Here is a 14,692-nt window from a genome sequence, read left to right as displayed (position 1 = left end):
CCATGGATAACAAGTAACTTTAGATTATCTAAAAAACGAGATCTACTCGACTAAAGCGCCAATTTTGATCTAAATCATGCGTGATTCTTGCCAATCATATATGCTAAATACATAAGTCCCTAATTTAATGTACCTAACTGGAGTATTTCATGGCTAAATCATACAAAAGTATTACAGAAGACTTAAGCCCTTATCTTGCGGAAGTAAAAAAAGGTGTACCGGAAGTAATGAAAGGGTTTTCACAAATGGCAAAAGCGGCCACTGCAGATGGCGCGCTCGATAAAAAAACCAAAGAGTTTATTGCATTAGCTATAGGCATCGCTACACGCTGTGATGGATGTATAGGCTTTCACGCCAAGGCACTAGTCGCACTGGGTGCGACCCGTGAAGAAATTGAGGAAGTGTGTGGTATGTCGGTATATATGGGCGGAGGCCCGTCATTTATGTATGCCGCGGATGCCTTGCGCGCTTTTGACGAATTCAGCGCTGACTAGAGCTTGTTGATCTTTGGTGTACGAATTTTAGTCTAAATGGAAGCTGTTTATTCGCGAAACAGACCTGAAGACTCAATGACCAAAAAGCAGGGCTAAGTTAAAGGGCTGTAACAAAGAGTAAAAGGCTTTCATGACGACCGCTGCAAAAATGCACAGCAAAGGTCAACACGCTCTAATAGATACTTTGGTTTTAGGGCTTAACCCAAACCTCTCTATTAGTGAATCACCAATGCCAAGAAAACATAGGCATTGGTGGTCTTTATTCACATTACGCCTTGGCGAAAAGTCGATCCCATAGCGCTTTGACCTGTTCAGCATCGTCACTTTCTAATTCTTTGTTGGTAAATGCGCGATGTAAACTGTCTTTAATTTTTTCGTCTAACATGGCTAACGAAGCCTCTTCTTCCATTTCCAACTGGCGCGCTTCAACAGCAAAATGCCCCTGTAAATAACTGGCAATAAATAGCTCATCGTCACTGCCGTGATTGACAACATCATCTAAGGCATTCTCGATTGTAGTAATCGCGTTTACGACATGTTGAGGTGCGGCGGCTGGTGGTAACACTAATTTCTCCTTTTTAAAATTAATAAAATGATGGCTTCTAGTTTGTTGATAAATCCTGCGAGAGTCAGAACTATATGGCGTGATATAACACCTTGTCTCTGTAACCGGTAATAACGGTGAATGCGCCGGCCAATGACGTATCAAGATCGCTATCTCCTGAATCCAAACGAAGCGGTTTACCTTCGAGGGCTTTTAACTTCTGTTTAGTGGCAACCACAAGCATATTTTGTTTGCCAATTTGCCTGATAAATGTAGGACTTAACTGCTGATTACCCCGACCTAGTATGTGGCCTTGTCCCCCAATAACCGTCAACACTACCTTACACGGTTTGTCTTGTGTCAGGGCGATAAGCTCAGCGGCCGTGACATCGCTTTTAACCAATTTACCCTGATAAACTACATCCACGCCGAGAAGTGTATTGGCTAGTCCAAGGTAGTCCATGATGGCGCCGACAGTAGAGCCTGAGCCCATTACAAAATAGGTTTCCGGTTCCTCGTCCATTAGCTCGCTAATGTGAGCTGCTATGTCGTCCAATACGAGGGCTTCGTCTTCCCTTCCCCCCATTTTCACGGCTTGTATATACGACAATTCAGCAGGCACTCGCATCTCACCAAAATGCTTGGCTATCACTTTGCCTTGCCGAAATGCGTCTTCATCAATATCCCGCACTTCAGCGTCCATTTCGCTAACCAGCTCTCCTGAGATCATCTGGCTAACCACTTGTCCTGCTGCCGAAGGAGATACACAGTAAACCCCAGAATGGATTTTACATCCCGCTGGTACTCCCAATACAGGAATGCGACTGCCTACTGTATTGCAAATATTGCGCGCGGTACCGTCTCCACCCGCAAACAACAGCAAATCGACATTAGCTGCAACCATGGCTTTTGCGGCCTGCTCTGAATCATGACCTTCGGTTTGCGCTGTCTCGGGAGTGTAGATAACATCAAAAGGTATGCCCAGTGATTCACATACAGAAGCCCCCATTTCACCATGGGCGGTTAGCACCGTAAATTGACCCGAAAGCGCAGTTAATATGCTAAGGGCCTTGGCCATTTTCTCATTGGCTTTTTTCTCTGCCCCCATAGCCAGTGCTTTGGCGCGAATTTGTGCACCATCGCTGCCTTTTAATGCCAACGCCCCACCGATCCCTGCATAAGGGTTCACTATGACCCCAAGTCGAAAAATGGATTGTTTCATGCTGCACTTTGTCCATCTGAATGCTGGAAAGTATCTCTTAACGCAGCAATAAAACGTGCCGCGCGCGGAGGGAACCCGTTGGCTTGGAAGTATTCCAACTGCGCCTTTACGTTTTGCGTGAAACCAACCCTGTCCGGCTCTGCGCCATTTAGGTTATCAGTACTCACCTGAAACTTTCTACCCGCAGCTTCTGTGAAGGCCCACTCAATGGCCTGAGGTTTTACCTCTACTTTTTCAAAATCGGATTGTTGCTGCTCGTTACGTCCATCTGGGCAATACCAATATCCATAATCCTCCAACAGTCTGCGTTGTTCACCCGCGATACACCAATGGGCAATCTCGTGAAGTGCACTTGCAAAAAAACCATGTGCAAAGACGATTTGGTGATACTCACATGCATGCCCAGCAGGCAAGTAAATCGGCTCATCCTCACCTAATACCAGACGGGTATTAAAATCTTCAAACGTGCGGTTAAATAAGGCAATTAGCGTAGGAACGTCGTTGTCAAACTCCGACAAAGGCGGTGTGCTGCTGTGTTGGTGCATAAGGCTTTTCATTGCGTTTGGAACAATTGTATTTTCATGCAATTAATTGAATTAAAGGGGAGTATATCAGGAAAACCCATCGCTCTCACTTGAAAGCAGGCGCCACTTAGGTCAATCTAGGTTTACAGCGTCTCTATACCCATCGTTTAATTTGATTTTCACCCAAACTGAAATCAAACGATAGTTGCCTGTAAAGGCGTTATATGTGCTCTAGTAATACCAATGTAGGGCATAACAACAAAAACCCGCTTGTGATAACAACGGGGTGGAGTAAGCCTTTGTCCCAAAACATCATACAACACATTTATCGCGTCAACGCCCTTCGTGATCTTGCCGGGCAACTCGGTTTAATGCCGAAGATCCATCAGCTTCAATACTGGCAATGTGCGCGCTTGCTAATTTCTCACGATGATTTAGCGAAGCAACAGCGCTATCAAAAGGCGATGGCATTCTTTGTCGAAGAGTTGTACGGCCCCAAGGACTTCAGTCAACGAGACGCCGATTTAGTCCGAGTTATTCCCAAATTAGCGAAAGTGTTGCCGGATAAGGCGATGAATGCGATGAATGACGCGCTGTCTTTGAATGCGTTGTCTTTCGACCTGGATATGGCAATGGCGCAATACTTAACGCAGCATTACCCCGATAGTGATATTGACCGAGATAATTACGCAGAAGCCTATCGCAGTGTCGGCCGAAGTGAAGACAGAGCACATCAAATCGATATAATTTCACACTTGGGCGACCAGCTAGCTGAAGTCATTAAAGTACGCGGAATTGGTATGTTAATATCCCTTTCCCGTCGACCTGCAAAAATGGCTGGTCTTCTTGCGCTACACGAGTTTTTGGAACGTGGGTTTAATGCGTTTAAGGCCATCGGCGACGTACAGAGTTTTATTCACCCTGTGTTAAATAGAGAAAAAACCTTAATGCAGGCGTTATTTGCTGAAGATTTGGTCTTACCCCAAGACAATCCGCTCCCCAAAGTTCATTTGGAGCAGGGTCTGTTTTGACAATGACCTCTTGAGATTGTGAATCCTTACCGATTCCGCTCAGTTAGCACGAACACACACAAGTAAAGGATAGGGTTTGAACGCACACACACTCCCTTGGATGTATGCTAATCCGTATATATTACATTGGCAGATTGACCAGACACATATCGATCACTATGAGCATGTTAACAACGTGGCTTATCTCAGCCAGTTAGAAAATCTGGCATGGGCCCATTCTAATGCGCTAGGCCTGACTTTTGCCGACTACCAATCGCTCAACCGAGGTATGGTCATCAAGCGCCACGAACTGAACTATCATTTGCCCAGTCATTTGGGCGACACGTTGCATTGTGCCACGTGGATAATTGACTGTGACAGCAAGTTAACCCTGAAACGCCAATTTCAGTTCATCTGTCCGAAACGCAACAAGGTAGTCTTTGATGCATTAACCACTTTTGTCTGCGTGAGTTTAGACAGTGGTGCGCCCAAACGTATGCCTGCGCGCTTTATCGACGTCTATGGCGAAGCATGTATCACGACACAAAAAAGCACTTCGTAACGTGAAGTGCTTTTAATTTGATGATCAACGAAGCACTATGGCCTGTTGCTCACTAGCTTACCGCTTTTTCTTTAAATGGCCGCGCATACTCGGGTGCCTTGGTCAATTGCCCGTTTAGCATCTAACTCCAGTGCTTCGTCAGCGCCACCGATAAGGTGATAAGGCATAGTCAAACCATCCACAATATCTCGCATCGGCTCTTGACCGGCACATATAATGACATTGTCTACCGGCAATAGCTGTTTATTACCCTCGACAGTGATGTGCAAGCCTTCATCATCAATCTTGTCGTAGCTGACACCCGCTATCATTTTTACGCCCTTGGCCAGAAGCCCTGCCCGATGCGCCCAACCAGTGGTTTTACCCAAGCCTGCGCCTACTTTAGAAGACTTGCGCTGAAGCAAGTAAATTTCGCGTGGTGAAGGCTCTGGTTGAGGCTGCACCCCTTCAATCCCCGCTCTCGCAGTGAGCGTCATGTCAATTCCCCACTCTTTCATAAACGCTGGAATATCTTGGCTTGGGGTGGATTTTCCATGGGAAAGATACTCTGCCGTGTCAAAGCCAATCCCCCCAGCGCCAATGATCGCCACTTTGTGACCGACTGCTTTTTTCTCTTTAAGCACTTGCAAATAGGTAAGCACCTTACTGTGGCTAATTCCCTCAATATCAGGCGTTCTCGGTTTAATGCCCGTGGCCACTAATACTTCATCAAACCCTTCTGTGTTTAGCGTCGCGGCGTCAACGTATGTATTCAGTTGTAGACTGATATTTGGGTGAAGCTCAATTTGGCGTTTAAAGTAGCGCAGCGTTTCATAAAACTCTTCTTTGCCAGGAACTTGCTTCGCCACATTGAACTGCCCACCTATTTCATTGGCAGCATCGTAAATTACCACTTCGTGGCCGCGCTCTGCCGCGGTTACCGCCGCAGCCAGCCCCGCAGGACCCGCTCCTACCACTGCCACACGTTTTTTAGAAGCCGCAGGTGTGATATTAATTTCCAGTTCATGACAGGCACGAGGGTTAACCAAACAACTGGTCATTTTGCCATTGAATACGTGATCTAAGCAGGCTTGGTTACATCCAATACAGGTATTTATCTCATCGGCTTTGTTTTGCTGAGCTTTGCGCACAAAGTCAGCATCTGCCAAAAATGGGCGCGCCATTGACACCATATCAGCATCACCGCGCGCCAGTACCGCTTCAGCAACCTCAGGAGTATTGATGCGGTTAGAGGTAATAACGGGTATGGACAGAGCATCGCGGAACTTTGCCGTCACCCAGGTAAAGGCGGCACGGGGAACTTTGGTTGCAATAGTGGGAATACGCGCTTCGTGCCAACCAATACCGGTATTAATAATGGTGGCGCCCGCTTTTTCAATTTCTTTACCCAGTTGCACTACTTCCTCGTAGCTTGAGCCACCCTCGACTAAATCCAACATAGAAAGGCGATAGATAATAATGAAGTTTTTACCCACTGCTTCGCGAACTCTTCTCACCACTTCAATGGGTAGTCTTATCCTGTTTTCGTATTCGCCTCCCCAGGCATCGTCACGGTGATTAGTTCGCTTAGCGATGAACTGATTTAAGAAGTACCCTTCTGAGCCCATAATTTCAACACCGTCGTAACCCGCGCGCTGAGCTTGAGTTGAAGCGGTAATAAAATCGCGAATTTGCTTTTCAATTTCATCTGCATCCAAGGCTTTAGGTTTAAAGGGGTTGATCGGAGCCTGAACTGCCGAAGGTGCAACTAACTTAGGACTGTATGCATAGCGCCCCGTATGCAGTATTTGCATACATATTTTACCACCTGCGATGTGTACTGCGTCGGTGACTTCTTTATGATTATTGACCGCTTCATCTGTATCTAAGCGAAACGTAGATGGGTGTGTCGCCCCTTCTTCGTTTGGCCCTATACCACCGGTTACTATCAGCCCCACGCCGCCTCTGGCCCGTTCGCCGTAAAAAGCCGCCATGCGTTTATGGCCGTCAGGAAGCTCTTCAAGTCCGGTATGCATTGATCCCATCAACACGCGATTTTTAAGCTGAGTAAATCCTAAATCGAGGGGTCGAAACAGGTGTGGATATACAGGGTGGTCAGTAACGGTCTGGTTCATAATAAATTCCTGAAAAATTGCCCGAGTTTTTCACTGTAATAGGGTGTCGTGTTTTGCACTTGCGTTTAGAAAGGTGCAGTTGCGACATCGCAAGCGCCGCCTGTCGACACTATTGATTTAATTTTTTTATAGCACCGTGTAAAGGTGGGAAATCCGGCTGTGTTTGTGCCTTTTGCGCTTCCATAGCACTAAATACATCTTCCATTTGAAACATCCCAGCCTGCCACGTTGCCATGTAAGTTAAGCTCTCAGCTACCGTGTGCTCTACTGCATAGTTGATCATGGTTTTAGTGCCTGCCACCGCCAGTGGCGAGTTAGCCGCTATCTGCTGTGCAACTTTCATCACGGCATCAAGCATGGCTTTTTGATCGTCAAACACTTGATTAACAAAACCAAGCTGTTGCGCTTCTTGCGCACCAAAATTACGCCCCGTATAGGCCAATTCTTTCACGACTCCAATAGGAATAAGTTTAGGCAGGCGCTGCAGTGTACCGACGTCTGCGGTCATACCCAGTTGCGTTTCTTTTATGGTAAAGAATGCATCTTTTGTGCAATAGCGCATATCACAGGCACTCAGTAAGTCTACTGCACCACCAATGGCACCACCTTGTACGGCACCGATAACGGGCATACGCGCTTGTTCGATGGCAGTAAAACTGTCCTGCAACAACATGACCATTCTGCGCATGCGCTCTGCCCGCCGAGATGGATCACCTTTAAAACTTTCCTTCATATTTAAGAAAACAGACAAATCCATGCCAGCAGAAAAGTGTTTGCCAGTAGAGGAAATGACGATGACTCTGGATTCGCCTTGCTCGTCAATTTGTCGAATGGCTGCAGGAAACTCTGACCAAAAATCAGGGTTCATACTGTTCATGGCATCAGGTCTATTGAGTATGACGTGAGCGATATGGCCTTCGTGTTTTATTTCTAATGTAGAGTACGTCATGGGATTCGCTGCCTCCTTCAAGCATTTTGGTTAACATTTCTGCAAACTAGACACCGTCAAGATAAAAGGCAATGTTGACAGTGTCAAGATAAAACGTTATTTATTCATCACATACTATAGACCAGAGATTGAATTAGCTTTTATGACAAATGCAGCGCCAAGCTATCATCACGGAGATCTGCGTACTGCGCTACTCAATGCCGCAGCCAAACGTTTAGCTGAACATGGGGTAGATAGCCTGTCGTTAAGAAAATTGGCAGAGGATGCCGGTGTTTCAAGAACTGCGCCCTACCATCATTTTAAAGATAAAAGCGCATTGTTAAGTGCTATAGCAGCGAAAGGGTTTAGTGATTGGCATGACGCAGCAAAGCGCATTTTCGAACAGCCAAACAAATCACCTCGTGAGCGATTTAGAGCGTTTATTCACGAATATATTGGTTATGCAGCAAACAATACCGAAATGTATGAACTCATGTTTGGGCGCACTATTTGGCGTAACAATGCAGCCACGTCAGACTTAAAAAACGTGGCCTTTCCGTGTTTTCAATTCCAGGTCACCATGACCCGCTACTGGCAAGAACAAGGGCTGTTACCCAATAACCAAGACGCCCTTCGCTTAGCACAAGTAACATGGGGAACCCTTCACGGCATAGCCCGCCTATTGATCGATGGCATATACGCTGACACCAGCCATATTGATGAAATGTGTGACTGTGCTGCCGATCTATTTATGCAGCACAGTCACGAAAGGTGAGGCAGTCGCGATTTCAATCTTGTAGTTAAAATGCAAGTCCACCCCATGTAACTGTTATTATCCCAGTAATATAAAGCTCGTTAACTGGCGATAGGTATGGGCTGACCTTCATGAGCCGCCTTAATAAAATCAGCTGCACGCTCTGCAATCATAATGGTTGGCGCATTCGTGTTACCACCGATTAAACTTGGCATCACCGACGCATCTACCACGCGAAGCCCTGTTACGCCTCTGACACGCAATTGAGTATCGACTACTGCCATGACGTCATCATCAGCCCCCATTTTACAGGTGCCAATTGGATGATAGATGGTTTCTGCCCGCTCTCTTAAGAATTCTAGAATTTCTTCATCAGTCTGCGCCTGTTCGCCTGGATAGAGCTCAGTACCTTCAAATTTGTCAAAATCAGGGGCAGATAATAATTTTCTGGCAATGCGTACTCCCTCAATCATAACTTGTTGATCTTCAGGCGCGGATAAGTAATTCGGATCGATTAATGCCTGATCGGCGGGGTGATTACTTTGCAACGTAATACTGCCGCGACTTTTGGGATATAAGCAGCACACATGGAGACCATAACCGTATCCAAAAGCTAATTGTCTTCCATGGTCGTTTAAGATAGCAGGCAAGAAATGAAATTGGATGTCTGGGCCAATTGTTGCAAGGCTTGAACTGACAAAGCCCCCCGCTTCAGCAACGTTTGAAGAAAAGATCCCTTGACGTTTCACGGCATAATCCACACTGGCTTTGACATAAGACGGCAATGCGCCTACCGCTACGGCATACCCTTCTCGCGCTTTACAGGTATATTGCACTATAGCGTCCAAGTGATCTTGTAAGTTCTGCCCCACACCAGGTAGGTCGCAATGGACAAAAATTCCCTTCTCTTCTAATTCAGCTCGCGGCCCAATTCCCGATAACATAAGCAGTTGGGGAGAATTTATCGCACCACCACACAATATCACTTCGCCTTTAGCAAAATAGCGATTAATCACGCCCTTCTCACGCACTTGTACACCGATAGCGCGCTCACTTTCCAATAACACTTTTTCACAAGCGACTTTGGTTAATACAGTCAGATTATTGCGGTGCTTCGCCTGTGTGAGGTAACCCTTTGCTGTTGAGCAGCGTTGTCCATTCACTTGAGTTACATGATAATAACCAAGGCCCTCTCGCGCCTCCCGATTAAAATCCTCTCTTTGCTGATATCCGGCATAGCTTGCAGCATTCACGAACGCGTCAGATAACACATTGGTGTGGCGAAGTTTAGAAACATTTAACGGCCCGCCACTTCCGTGAAATTCATCGGGGCCTTCTTCGAAGTTTTCAGCGCGCTTAAAATAGGGCAATACTTCATCGAAGGACCAGCCCTTGGCACCTTCTTCATTTGCCCAACGATCATAGTCTTCTTGTTGCCCGCGAATATAACACATGGCATTGACAGAACTACTTCCCCCTAGGGTCTTTCCTCGCGGCCAGAAAAGCTCCCTGTCGTACATTTCTTTTTGCGGAGCAGTGTGATACCCCCATCCTATACCTTCAAATCGACTTAATATCGATAATCCAAATGGAATATGAATAAGTGGGTTGGTGTCTCGCGCCCCAGCTTCAAGCAATAAAATGTCAAGTGCAGGATTTTCTGATAATCGCGTAGCAAGCACTGCGCCCGCTGAGCCGCCACCTACGATGATGTAATCGTAACTCTTTTGCTCTTCACTCATACCAAAGGCTCCTGCTCATCTTATTGCTAATAAGAAGTAAATGACGTGTTGTGGTACGACCAGATTAGCAAAAAAAAGCGAGGTGAGAAAAGTTTTATCTTGTAACATTTTAAAATTCCAATAACCTTGATAACTTAGGTAATTCACAACGCGAGTAACATGAATTTTCACATACTTGCTCCTTGCCATCTTCGCCCTTTCGTTTCAGTGGAACAGGCCACAAACCATGCTTGCTACTATCGAACATTATCTTGTCCTTCTCATTATCACGATATCAGATAGCGAATGATTTCTAGTACCTTAAGCCTCAAAGATAACTGTAAACTCATCGTTGCTTGGTGTATGGTCAAGTTGGGCAAACTTACCTATGACGACTTTTCACAGCAGGAACTGCAATCGCTGGTAGAGAGTAGTTTTCCCTACACCTTCACTTTTGAGATACCTATTGGAACCGGCACAGTGAACGTGTTAGAAGGTAGAGTTACCCTTGATAATGTAACTAATCGCATTGGCCTTCAGTGTCTTGCGTCGCTAAATATTGTGGTGGCATCTAACACCATCTATCGCGCTCACGTTATATTTGCATTAAGCACAACGCCCAACTATGACCGTGAAACTAAAACGGTCTTTTTAAACCAGCTACGTACCGATGCCATCACGCTTGTGAACGATGACTACGCCCTAATTAAGGACACCCACTATTTACTCAGCCGCTTTTTCCCGCGAAGTGTTAACAGTTTGCTTTCAGGTTCATTGAAATCTGCGCTTTCTTTATTTACTGCTGGCACATCGGACATGGCTGCTGACTATTTAAAGCTTTATCTGTCTGGCTCCAAACAAGCTATTTTGGATTATCACAAACCTCAAATCGACGCCGCAATTCGAAAACAAATCAGTGAAGACAAGCTTTGCCATCAGTTAAGCAAAGATCAATGGCGAGAAGTGCTCTTTGCTAAACATGGTGAAAGTGTTCGTGTTGAAGAGAACGTATTGCGCTTTTATCTTGCCTAAGTCCTAATCCGCATAAGCCTTGACTGCATACTCACCGTTAACGAAAGGGAAATACCTCTTGTAACACTCGCTTAAGAGAGTAACAAAAGCTAACGTATTGTTACCTTTGTTCTCCCTTTATCACCGTGGAACCTATAACCGACTGTCATATTAGTAAAGGGGGGCTCTCACTGCGGTACAATTAACTTCAATGATCGGAAACGATGGATACGTGAACGGTGTCCACCTGTTCACCTATATCATCAATATTAAGACGTGGATCATCGACACTGGCTTCCAACATATCAAACGCTTCTTTGATGTAACGTGCCAAAGGCTGTAATGAGGAAATATTCTTATTACAGCACACCAGACCGACATTTGCCGTTCCCGCATAGGTCATCAATGTGATATTTACCCCGCCCCCTGGTGTCATTGTAGAAATGGGATAGCAAGCCAATAGCTCAGCATCTTTTAAATAACGCGTGTCCTTAGGACCCGGCACATTGGAAATAAGTATGTTAGCAATAGGTTTGACTACACTCGACATTCTGAGCCACTCAAACACCAGTGCCAGCGATTGAATAGCGATAGTATATCCACTAAACGCTGCAGGTCGGGCATGTTGGGCAGCATGTTTAACAATTCGATGGTTAACGACTATCTGCCGTAGTCGCAAATAGGGGTCGTGCTCACCGTGAGCCAATTGAACAGGCACAATGGCTATTTTATTCCCCGTGGTTTTCTCGCCCGGCTTCCTCAGGTTGATCGGCATGTTGGTGAACAATGCTTTCTTAAACACTTGGCCGTGCTCTTTTAACAACCTGTGCACACCAATATCAAACGCACATAACAACACTTCATTGGCAGTAGAGCGGGTTCGCCTAGCTAACGCCTTTACTCGATTGAAATCTAAATCCATCGTCGCCACTGCTCGCCCCGACTTCACCTGTCCGGTCAGGACGGTTTTGGTCCCTGTAAAGGGAATGGGCATATAATGTGGGTTTACACGCAGAATTTTCATAAAAATGCGCATGAAAATAACCACTAAATCAAAAGCAGTTTTAAGTGCATATCCCACTCCCGCCAAACGTTTAAAAAAGCTCACAGGATCGCGTTTTTTGTGGCGTAAGCGCTTTACGGCCCATACCGGCGTGAATTGACTATCGTGAGAATGCGACACATAACCCGATTGAAACCAACGCACCAATGTAGCGCCGTCGCCGTACATATGATGAACCCGCGCGTAAATAGCAAAAATGTCACTGTCTTCATCAAAGAGGAAGTGATACTGCCACAGGGGCTTGTCAGGATCTAACCTTGACGCATGCAACCTAGCCACAAACCCATCCAACGCTTCCCTATCCTTCACATCAGCTACACGGTGAATTTGAACGTGATAGTCCATATTTAATTTTTTGAGCGGCACAAACCCCGTCGGATAGCCCAACACGGTTTTAACAGCACAGTTGAACGGCGATGTCGCACGCGTAAAGCTTCTAATTTCCTTAAAAAGCGCCGGCACGTAGTCGGCACTGGTTTCGCCTTTAGGAATGGCTAATAACTGCAAGCAGGCAACATGCTTAGGGTTTTCGTCAGACTCCGTGATCCAAAATGACTTGTCTAAAAAGCTTAAATTCTTGGCCATTTTTATACCTTTTCAGCGAACTCAAGGGGTGACGGGGAGGTGAAATTTCGTGCGAGTGAATAGGAACTCAGTGCGTTTTCCAGTTGCGCTCTTTCATCGTCAGAGAGTAATAGGCGTGGCAATAGACTGACTTTCACAAGCGATAACGCATGATAGCGTTGCATAGTCGAATCCATATGGCTATTTAACTCATCAAATTGGCATGACTGGGTAATAATCAACGACATCAGATCCACCAGAAGCCGGCGTTCGTCTTTGGTTGCACTAAGCACTTTGCGAGTCGCCAGCGAATCAAAAAGGAAACCCAATTGATCATTTAAGCTTTTTAGAATGTGCTTTCTAGGACGAATAATGGCAGGATATTTTTCGGCTAGGTCGGCAGGACTTTTATAGAAGAAGCGAAACACGTGAATGCTATCAACCAGCATATACAAATAATACATTATTTCTTGTGCGTGCAAGGTATCGAGTTTTTCACGTCGCAGGAGTGGTTGCATTTGTTGCTCATGCATTTTCATTAAGGCACTTACCAAGCTTTCTTTGCCTTTAAAATGATAGTACAAATTTCCGGGGCTAATATCTAACTCAATGGCAATATCCACGCTCGTCACAGCATTTTCACCATGCTCATTAAACATCGCCAAAGCGGTCAATAAAATCCGTTGCGCGGTTTTCATGTAATTCAACACCCTGTACGAATCAAACCTGTTGCGTGCATCAGAAGACCAATTATGGGCTGTGCTAGTGTTACCTGTTTACATAAACACTAAGTAGAGCTGGGCAAAGCCAGCCATCATTCCCAAAATGGCTCCCGTTACGATCAATTTCCACTCGTCTTGCTGGTACGCAGGACGTAACACACCTTCGAATTCTTCTGCTGATAGCGCCTGCATCCGCTCGCTTAAATCATTGCCAACTTGCAGTGCATCATTGGCATAATCATAGGCATAAAGTAGATACTTGTCAGAATTATCAAATATTTGCTTTACCGCCAATGCTTTCATTTTGTGATAATTCTCGGAGCCCACGCCCAGAGCAAAATAAGGTTGAGCAATCGCTACGTATCGCTCTATCGCGTCGTTAACATGCAGTTCAATAAGCTCTAGTAGCTGTGCTGAGCCAGAACCGTGTAAAATAATATGCGTAATATTTTTAGGGGTGATGAGTTTTTGTTCAATAATCGTGGAGTATACTTCTGCCACTTCTTTTTGCCGCTTTAGAAACATGCCTTGAATAGTGATAGGTCCGAGCTTATGAGGGCGCTTCGGCTCAAAAATAATTTTTATCGCTATCCAGTTTGTAGCATAGCCTACAATTAGGCCGCCTAAGGGTAATATCCACCAGGCTTGATAAAAATACCACAACAACATGGTTGGTAAGCCAAACAAGAAACCAAAATAAAACCCCGAACGCACAATAAACGGAAATTCTTTACTTCCTGCGGTTAAAAAGATTTCGTTGATGAGTTCTGGTGAGTTGACCAGCTGTTCAACGACCAATTCTTTGATATCAAGGATTTCGGCTACATTGTGCTGAAAATCGTCGACCATTTTGTGCACCACATTCGGAATATCATTTTCTATCCGCTGGTACACTAGGTTTTTGCCCTGTACGGGCAGTGCTGCCCATAACTGCGGGGCTGATTCGGCCATCACGTCGTTCACTACTTTGCGAATAACCTGACTTAATCTCCGCTCTATTGCTTTGGTCAGGGCATCAGGGTCTAGGCGTCGTGCCAACTCCTCAACACTGAGTAATTTACCCAGTACCAACTCCACTTCAATCTCTGCCATTTGACGACGTTTTGCAGGGATTAAACCCTGCCACCCGAAGATAGGCTTTATGCCGACAAACTCAATGGGGTAAAACATCATCTTTACCGCAAGGTAATTAGTCAGCCATCCCACTATAGCGCTGATTAAAGGGATTGATAACAAACTCAGCGTTTCAACATTCCATTCCATACTTCGAATATGTGGTCCGATTTATTATTGTCTTATTCAGGCTACTTAGTGCATAGGAAATGGTCAACGTAAAAAATGCATTTAATGCTAATTGTTGATTGATAACAAAGTAAAGTGACGCTAAAACCTTATAATCATCTGTCGAATGTATTAACTCGTTCGCCATCACATCTATCACATGGAGCCTAATATTCTT

General features: G+C 45.4%; 14 protein-coding genes. 5 read left to right on the top strand and 9 right to left on the bottom strand.

Annotation, left to right across the window (positions count from 1 at the left end):
• The first annotated feature begins 149 nt into the window (after window positions 1-149).
• On the top strand, window positions 150-494 hold the full coding sequence (locus tag ACMCM8_RS05270; protein ID WP_412726166.1) for a carboxymuconolactone decarboxylase family protein: 345 nt from the start codon (window positions 150-152) through the stop codon (window positions 492-494).
• 268 nt (window positions 495-762) lie between these two features.
• Here ACMCM8_RS05270 and ACMCM8_RS05265 read toward each other — a convergent pair whose 3' ends face one another.
• The 3 genes from ACMCM8_RS05265 to ACMCM8_RS05255 form a co-directional block, all read right to left on the bottom strand.
• Window positions 763-1,059: a YfcL family protein gene (locus ACMCM8_RS05265; RefSeq protein WP_412726164.1), complete on the bottom strand. Its 297-nt coding sequence runs from the start codon at window positions 1,057-1,059 to the stop codon at window positions 763-765.
• 70 nt (window positions 1,060-1,129) lie between these two features.
• On the bottom strand, window positions 1,130-2,260 hold the full coding sequence (locus ACMCM8_RS05260; RefSeq protein WP_412726162.1) for an ATP-NAD kinase family protein: 1,131 nt from the start codon (window positions 2,258-2,260) through the stop codon (window positions 1,130-1,132).
• Window positions 2,257-2,805: an elongation factor P hydroxylase gene (locus ACMCM8_RS05255; RefSeq protein ID WP_412726160.1), complete on the bottom strand. Its 549-nt coding sequence runs from the start codon at window positions 2,803-2,805 to the stop codon at window positions 2,257-2,259. The genes ACMCM8_RS05260 and ACMCM8_RS05255 overlap by 4 nt, the downstream gene beginning before the upstream one ends.
• Before the next feature lie 278 nt (window positions 2,806-3,083).
• Here ACMCM8_RS05255 and ACMCM8_RS05250 point away from each other — a divergent pair, with 278 nt between their 5' ends.
• The gene (locus ACMCM8_RS05250) at window positions 3,084-3,815 is read left to right on the top strand and encodes an FFLEELY motif protein (protein ID WP_412727624.1); all 732 of its coding nucleotides are present in this window, start codon (window positions 3,084-3,086) and stop codon (window positions 3,813-3,815) included.
• Between the two features lie 100 nt (window positions 3,816-3,915).
• Window positions 3,916-4,356, top strand: a complete 441-nt coding sequence (locus ACMCM8_RS05245) for an acyl-CoA thioesterase (RefSeq protein ID WP_412727622.1) — start codon at window positions 3,916-3,918, stop codon at window positions 4,354-4,356.
• Between the two features lie 71 nt (window positions 4,357-4,427).
• Here ACMCM8_RS05245 and ACMCM8_RS05240 read toward each other — a convergent pair whose 3' ends face one another.
• On the bottom strand, window positions 4,428-6,470 hold the full coding sequence (locus tag ACMCM8_RS05240) for an FAD-dependent oxidoreductase (protein ID WP_412726158.1): 2,043 nt from the start codon (window positions 6,468-6,470) through the stop codon (window positions 4,428-4,430).
• Window positions 6,471-6,579: 109 nt separating this feature from the next.
• Window positions 6,580-7,419, bottom strand: a complete 840-nt coding sequence (locus ACMCM8_RS05235) for a crotonase/enoyl-CoA hydratase family protein (RefSeq protein WP_412726156.1) — start codon at window positions 7,417-7,419, stop codon at window positions 6,580-6,582.
• Between the two features lie 142 nt (window positions 7,420-7,561).
• Between ACMCM8_RS05235 and ACMCM8_RS05230 the strand changes: the two genes are divergently transcribed.
• Window positions 7,562-8,173, top strand: coding sequence for a TetR/AcrR family transcriptional regulator (locus ACMCM8_RS05230; protein WP_412726154.1), 612 nt, complete (start codon window positions 7,562-7,564; stop codon window positions 8,171-8,173).
• 80 nt (window positions 8,174-8,253) lie between these two features.
• On the opposite strand, the gene ACMCM8_RS05225 is transcribed toward ACMCM8_RS05230, so the two are convergent.
• Window positions 8,254-9,894 carry a GMC family oxidoreductase gene (locus tag ACMCM8_RS05225; RefSeq protein WP_412726152.1) on the bottom strand — a complete coding sequence of 547 codons (1,641 nt, stop codon included), beginning with the start codon at window positions 9,892-9,894 and terminating at the stop codon, window positions 8,254-8,256.
• 285 nt (window positions 9,895-10,179) lie between these two features.
• Here ACMCM8_RS05225 and ACMCM8_RS05220 point away from each other — a divergent pair, with 285 nt between their 5' ends.
• Entirely contained in the window at window positions 10,180-10,905 is a 726-nt protein-coding gene (locus ACMCM8_RS05220; RefSeq protein WP_412726150.1) for a DUF1439 domain-containing protein, read from the top strand.
• Between the two features lie 187 nt (window positions 10,906-11,092).
• On the opposite strand, the gene ACMCM8_RS05215 is transcribed toward ACMCM8_RS05220, so the two are convergent.
• From ACMCM8_RS05215 to ACMCM8_RS05205, 3 genes are all read right to left on the bottom strand, one after another.
• Entirely contained in the window at window positions 11,093-12,532 is a 1,440-nt protein-coding gene (locus ACMCM8_RS05215) for a wax ester/triacylglycerol synthase domain-containing protein (protein WP_412726148.1), read from the bottom strand.
• Window positions 12,533-12,534: 2 nt separating this feature from the next.
• Window positions 12,535-13,209: a TetR/AcrR family transcriptional regulator gene (locus ACMCM8_RS05210; protein WP_412726146.1), complete on the bottom strand. Its 675-nt coding sequence runs from the start codon at window positions 13,207-13,209 to the stop codon at window positions 12,535-12,537.
• A 78-nt stretch (window positions 13,210-13,287) separates the two neighbouring features.
• Window positions 13,288-14,496, bottom strand: coding sequence for a DUF445 domain-containing protein (locus ACMCM8_RS05205; RefSeq protein WP_412726144.1), 1,209 nt, complete (start codon window positions 14,494-14,496; stop codon window positions 13,288-13,290).
• Between the last annotated feature and the right edge of the window lie 196 nt (window positions 14,497-14,692).

This window comes from Alteromonas sp. D210916BOD_24, assembly GCF_047159385.1.
Classification (GTDB): Bacteria; Pseudomonadota; Gammaproteobacteria; order Enterobacterales; family Alteromonadaceae; genus Alteromonas.
This window is presented reverse-complemented; position numbering and strand designations above follow the sequence as displayed.

Coding starts and splice junctions, on each gene's coding strand:
- ACMCM8_RS05220 (WP_412726150.1), top strand. CDS start 10,180: ATGATTTCTAGTACCTTAAGCCTCAAAGATAACTGTAAACTCATCGTT.
- ACMCM8_RS05215 (WP_412726148.1), bottom strand. CDS start 12,532: ATGGCCAAGAATTTAAGCTTTTTAGACAAGTCATTTTGGATCACGGAG.
- ACMCM8_RS05245 (WP_412727622.1), top strand. CDS start 3,916: ATGTATGCTAATCCGTATATATTACATTGGCAGATTGACCAGACACAT.
- ACMCM8_RS05255 (WP_412726160.1), bottom strand. CDS start 2,805: ATGCACCAACACAGCAGCACACCGCCTTTGTCGGAGTTTGACAACGAC.
- ACMCM8_RS05205 (WP_412726144.1), bottom strand. CDS start 14,496: ATGGAATGGAATGTTGAAACGCTGAGTTTGTTATCAATCCCTTTAATC.
- ACMCM8_RS05230 (WP_412726154.1), top strand. CDS start 7,562: ATGACAAATGCAGCGCCAAGCTATCATCACGGAGATCTGCGTACTGCG.
- ACMCM8_RS05210 (WP_412726146.1), bottom strand. CDS start 13,209: ATGAAAACCGCGCAACGGATTTTATTGACCGCTTTGGCGATGTTTAAT.
- ACMCM8_RS05240 (WP_412726158.1), bottom strand. CDS start 6,470: ATGAACCAGACCGTTACTGACCACCCTGTATATCCACACCTGTTTCGA.
- ACMCM8_RS05225 (WP_412726152.1), bottom strand. CDS start 9,894: ATGAGTGAAGAGCAAAAGAGTTACGATTACATCATCGTAGGTGGCGGC.
- ACMCM8_RS05260 (WP_412726162.1), bottom strand. CDS start 2,260: ATGAAACAATCCATTTTTCGACTTGGGGTCATAGTGAACCCTTATGCA.
- ACMCM8_RS05235 (WP_412726156.1), bottom strand. CDS start 7,419: ATGACGTACTCTACATTAGAAATAAAACACGAAGGCCATATCGCTCAC.
- ACMCM8_RS05270 (WP_412726166.1), top strand. CDS start 150: ATGGCTAAATCATACAAAAGTATTACAGAAGACTTAAGCCCTTATCTT.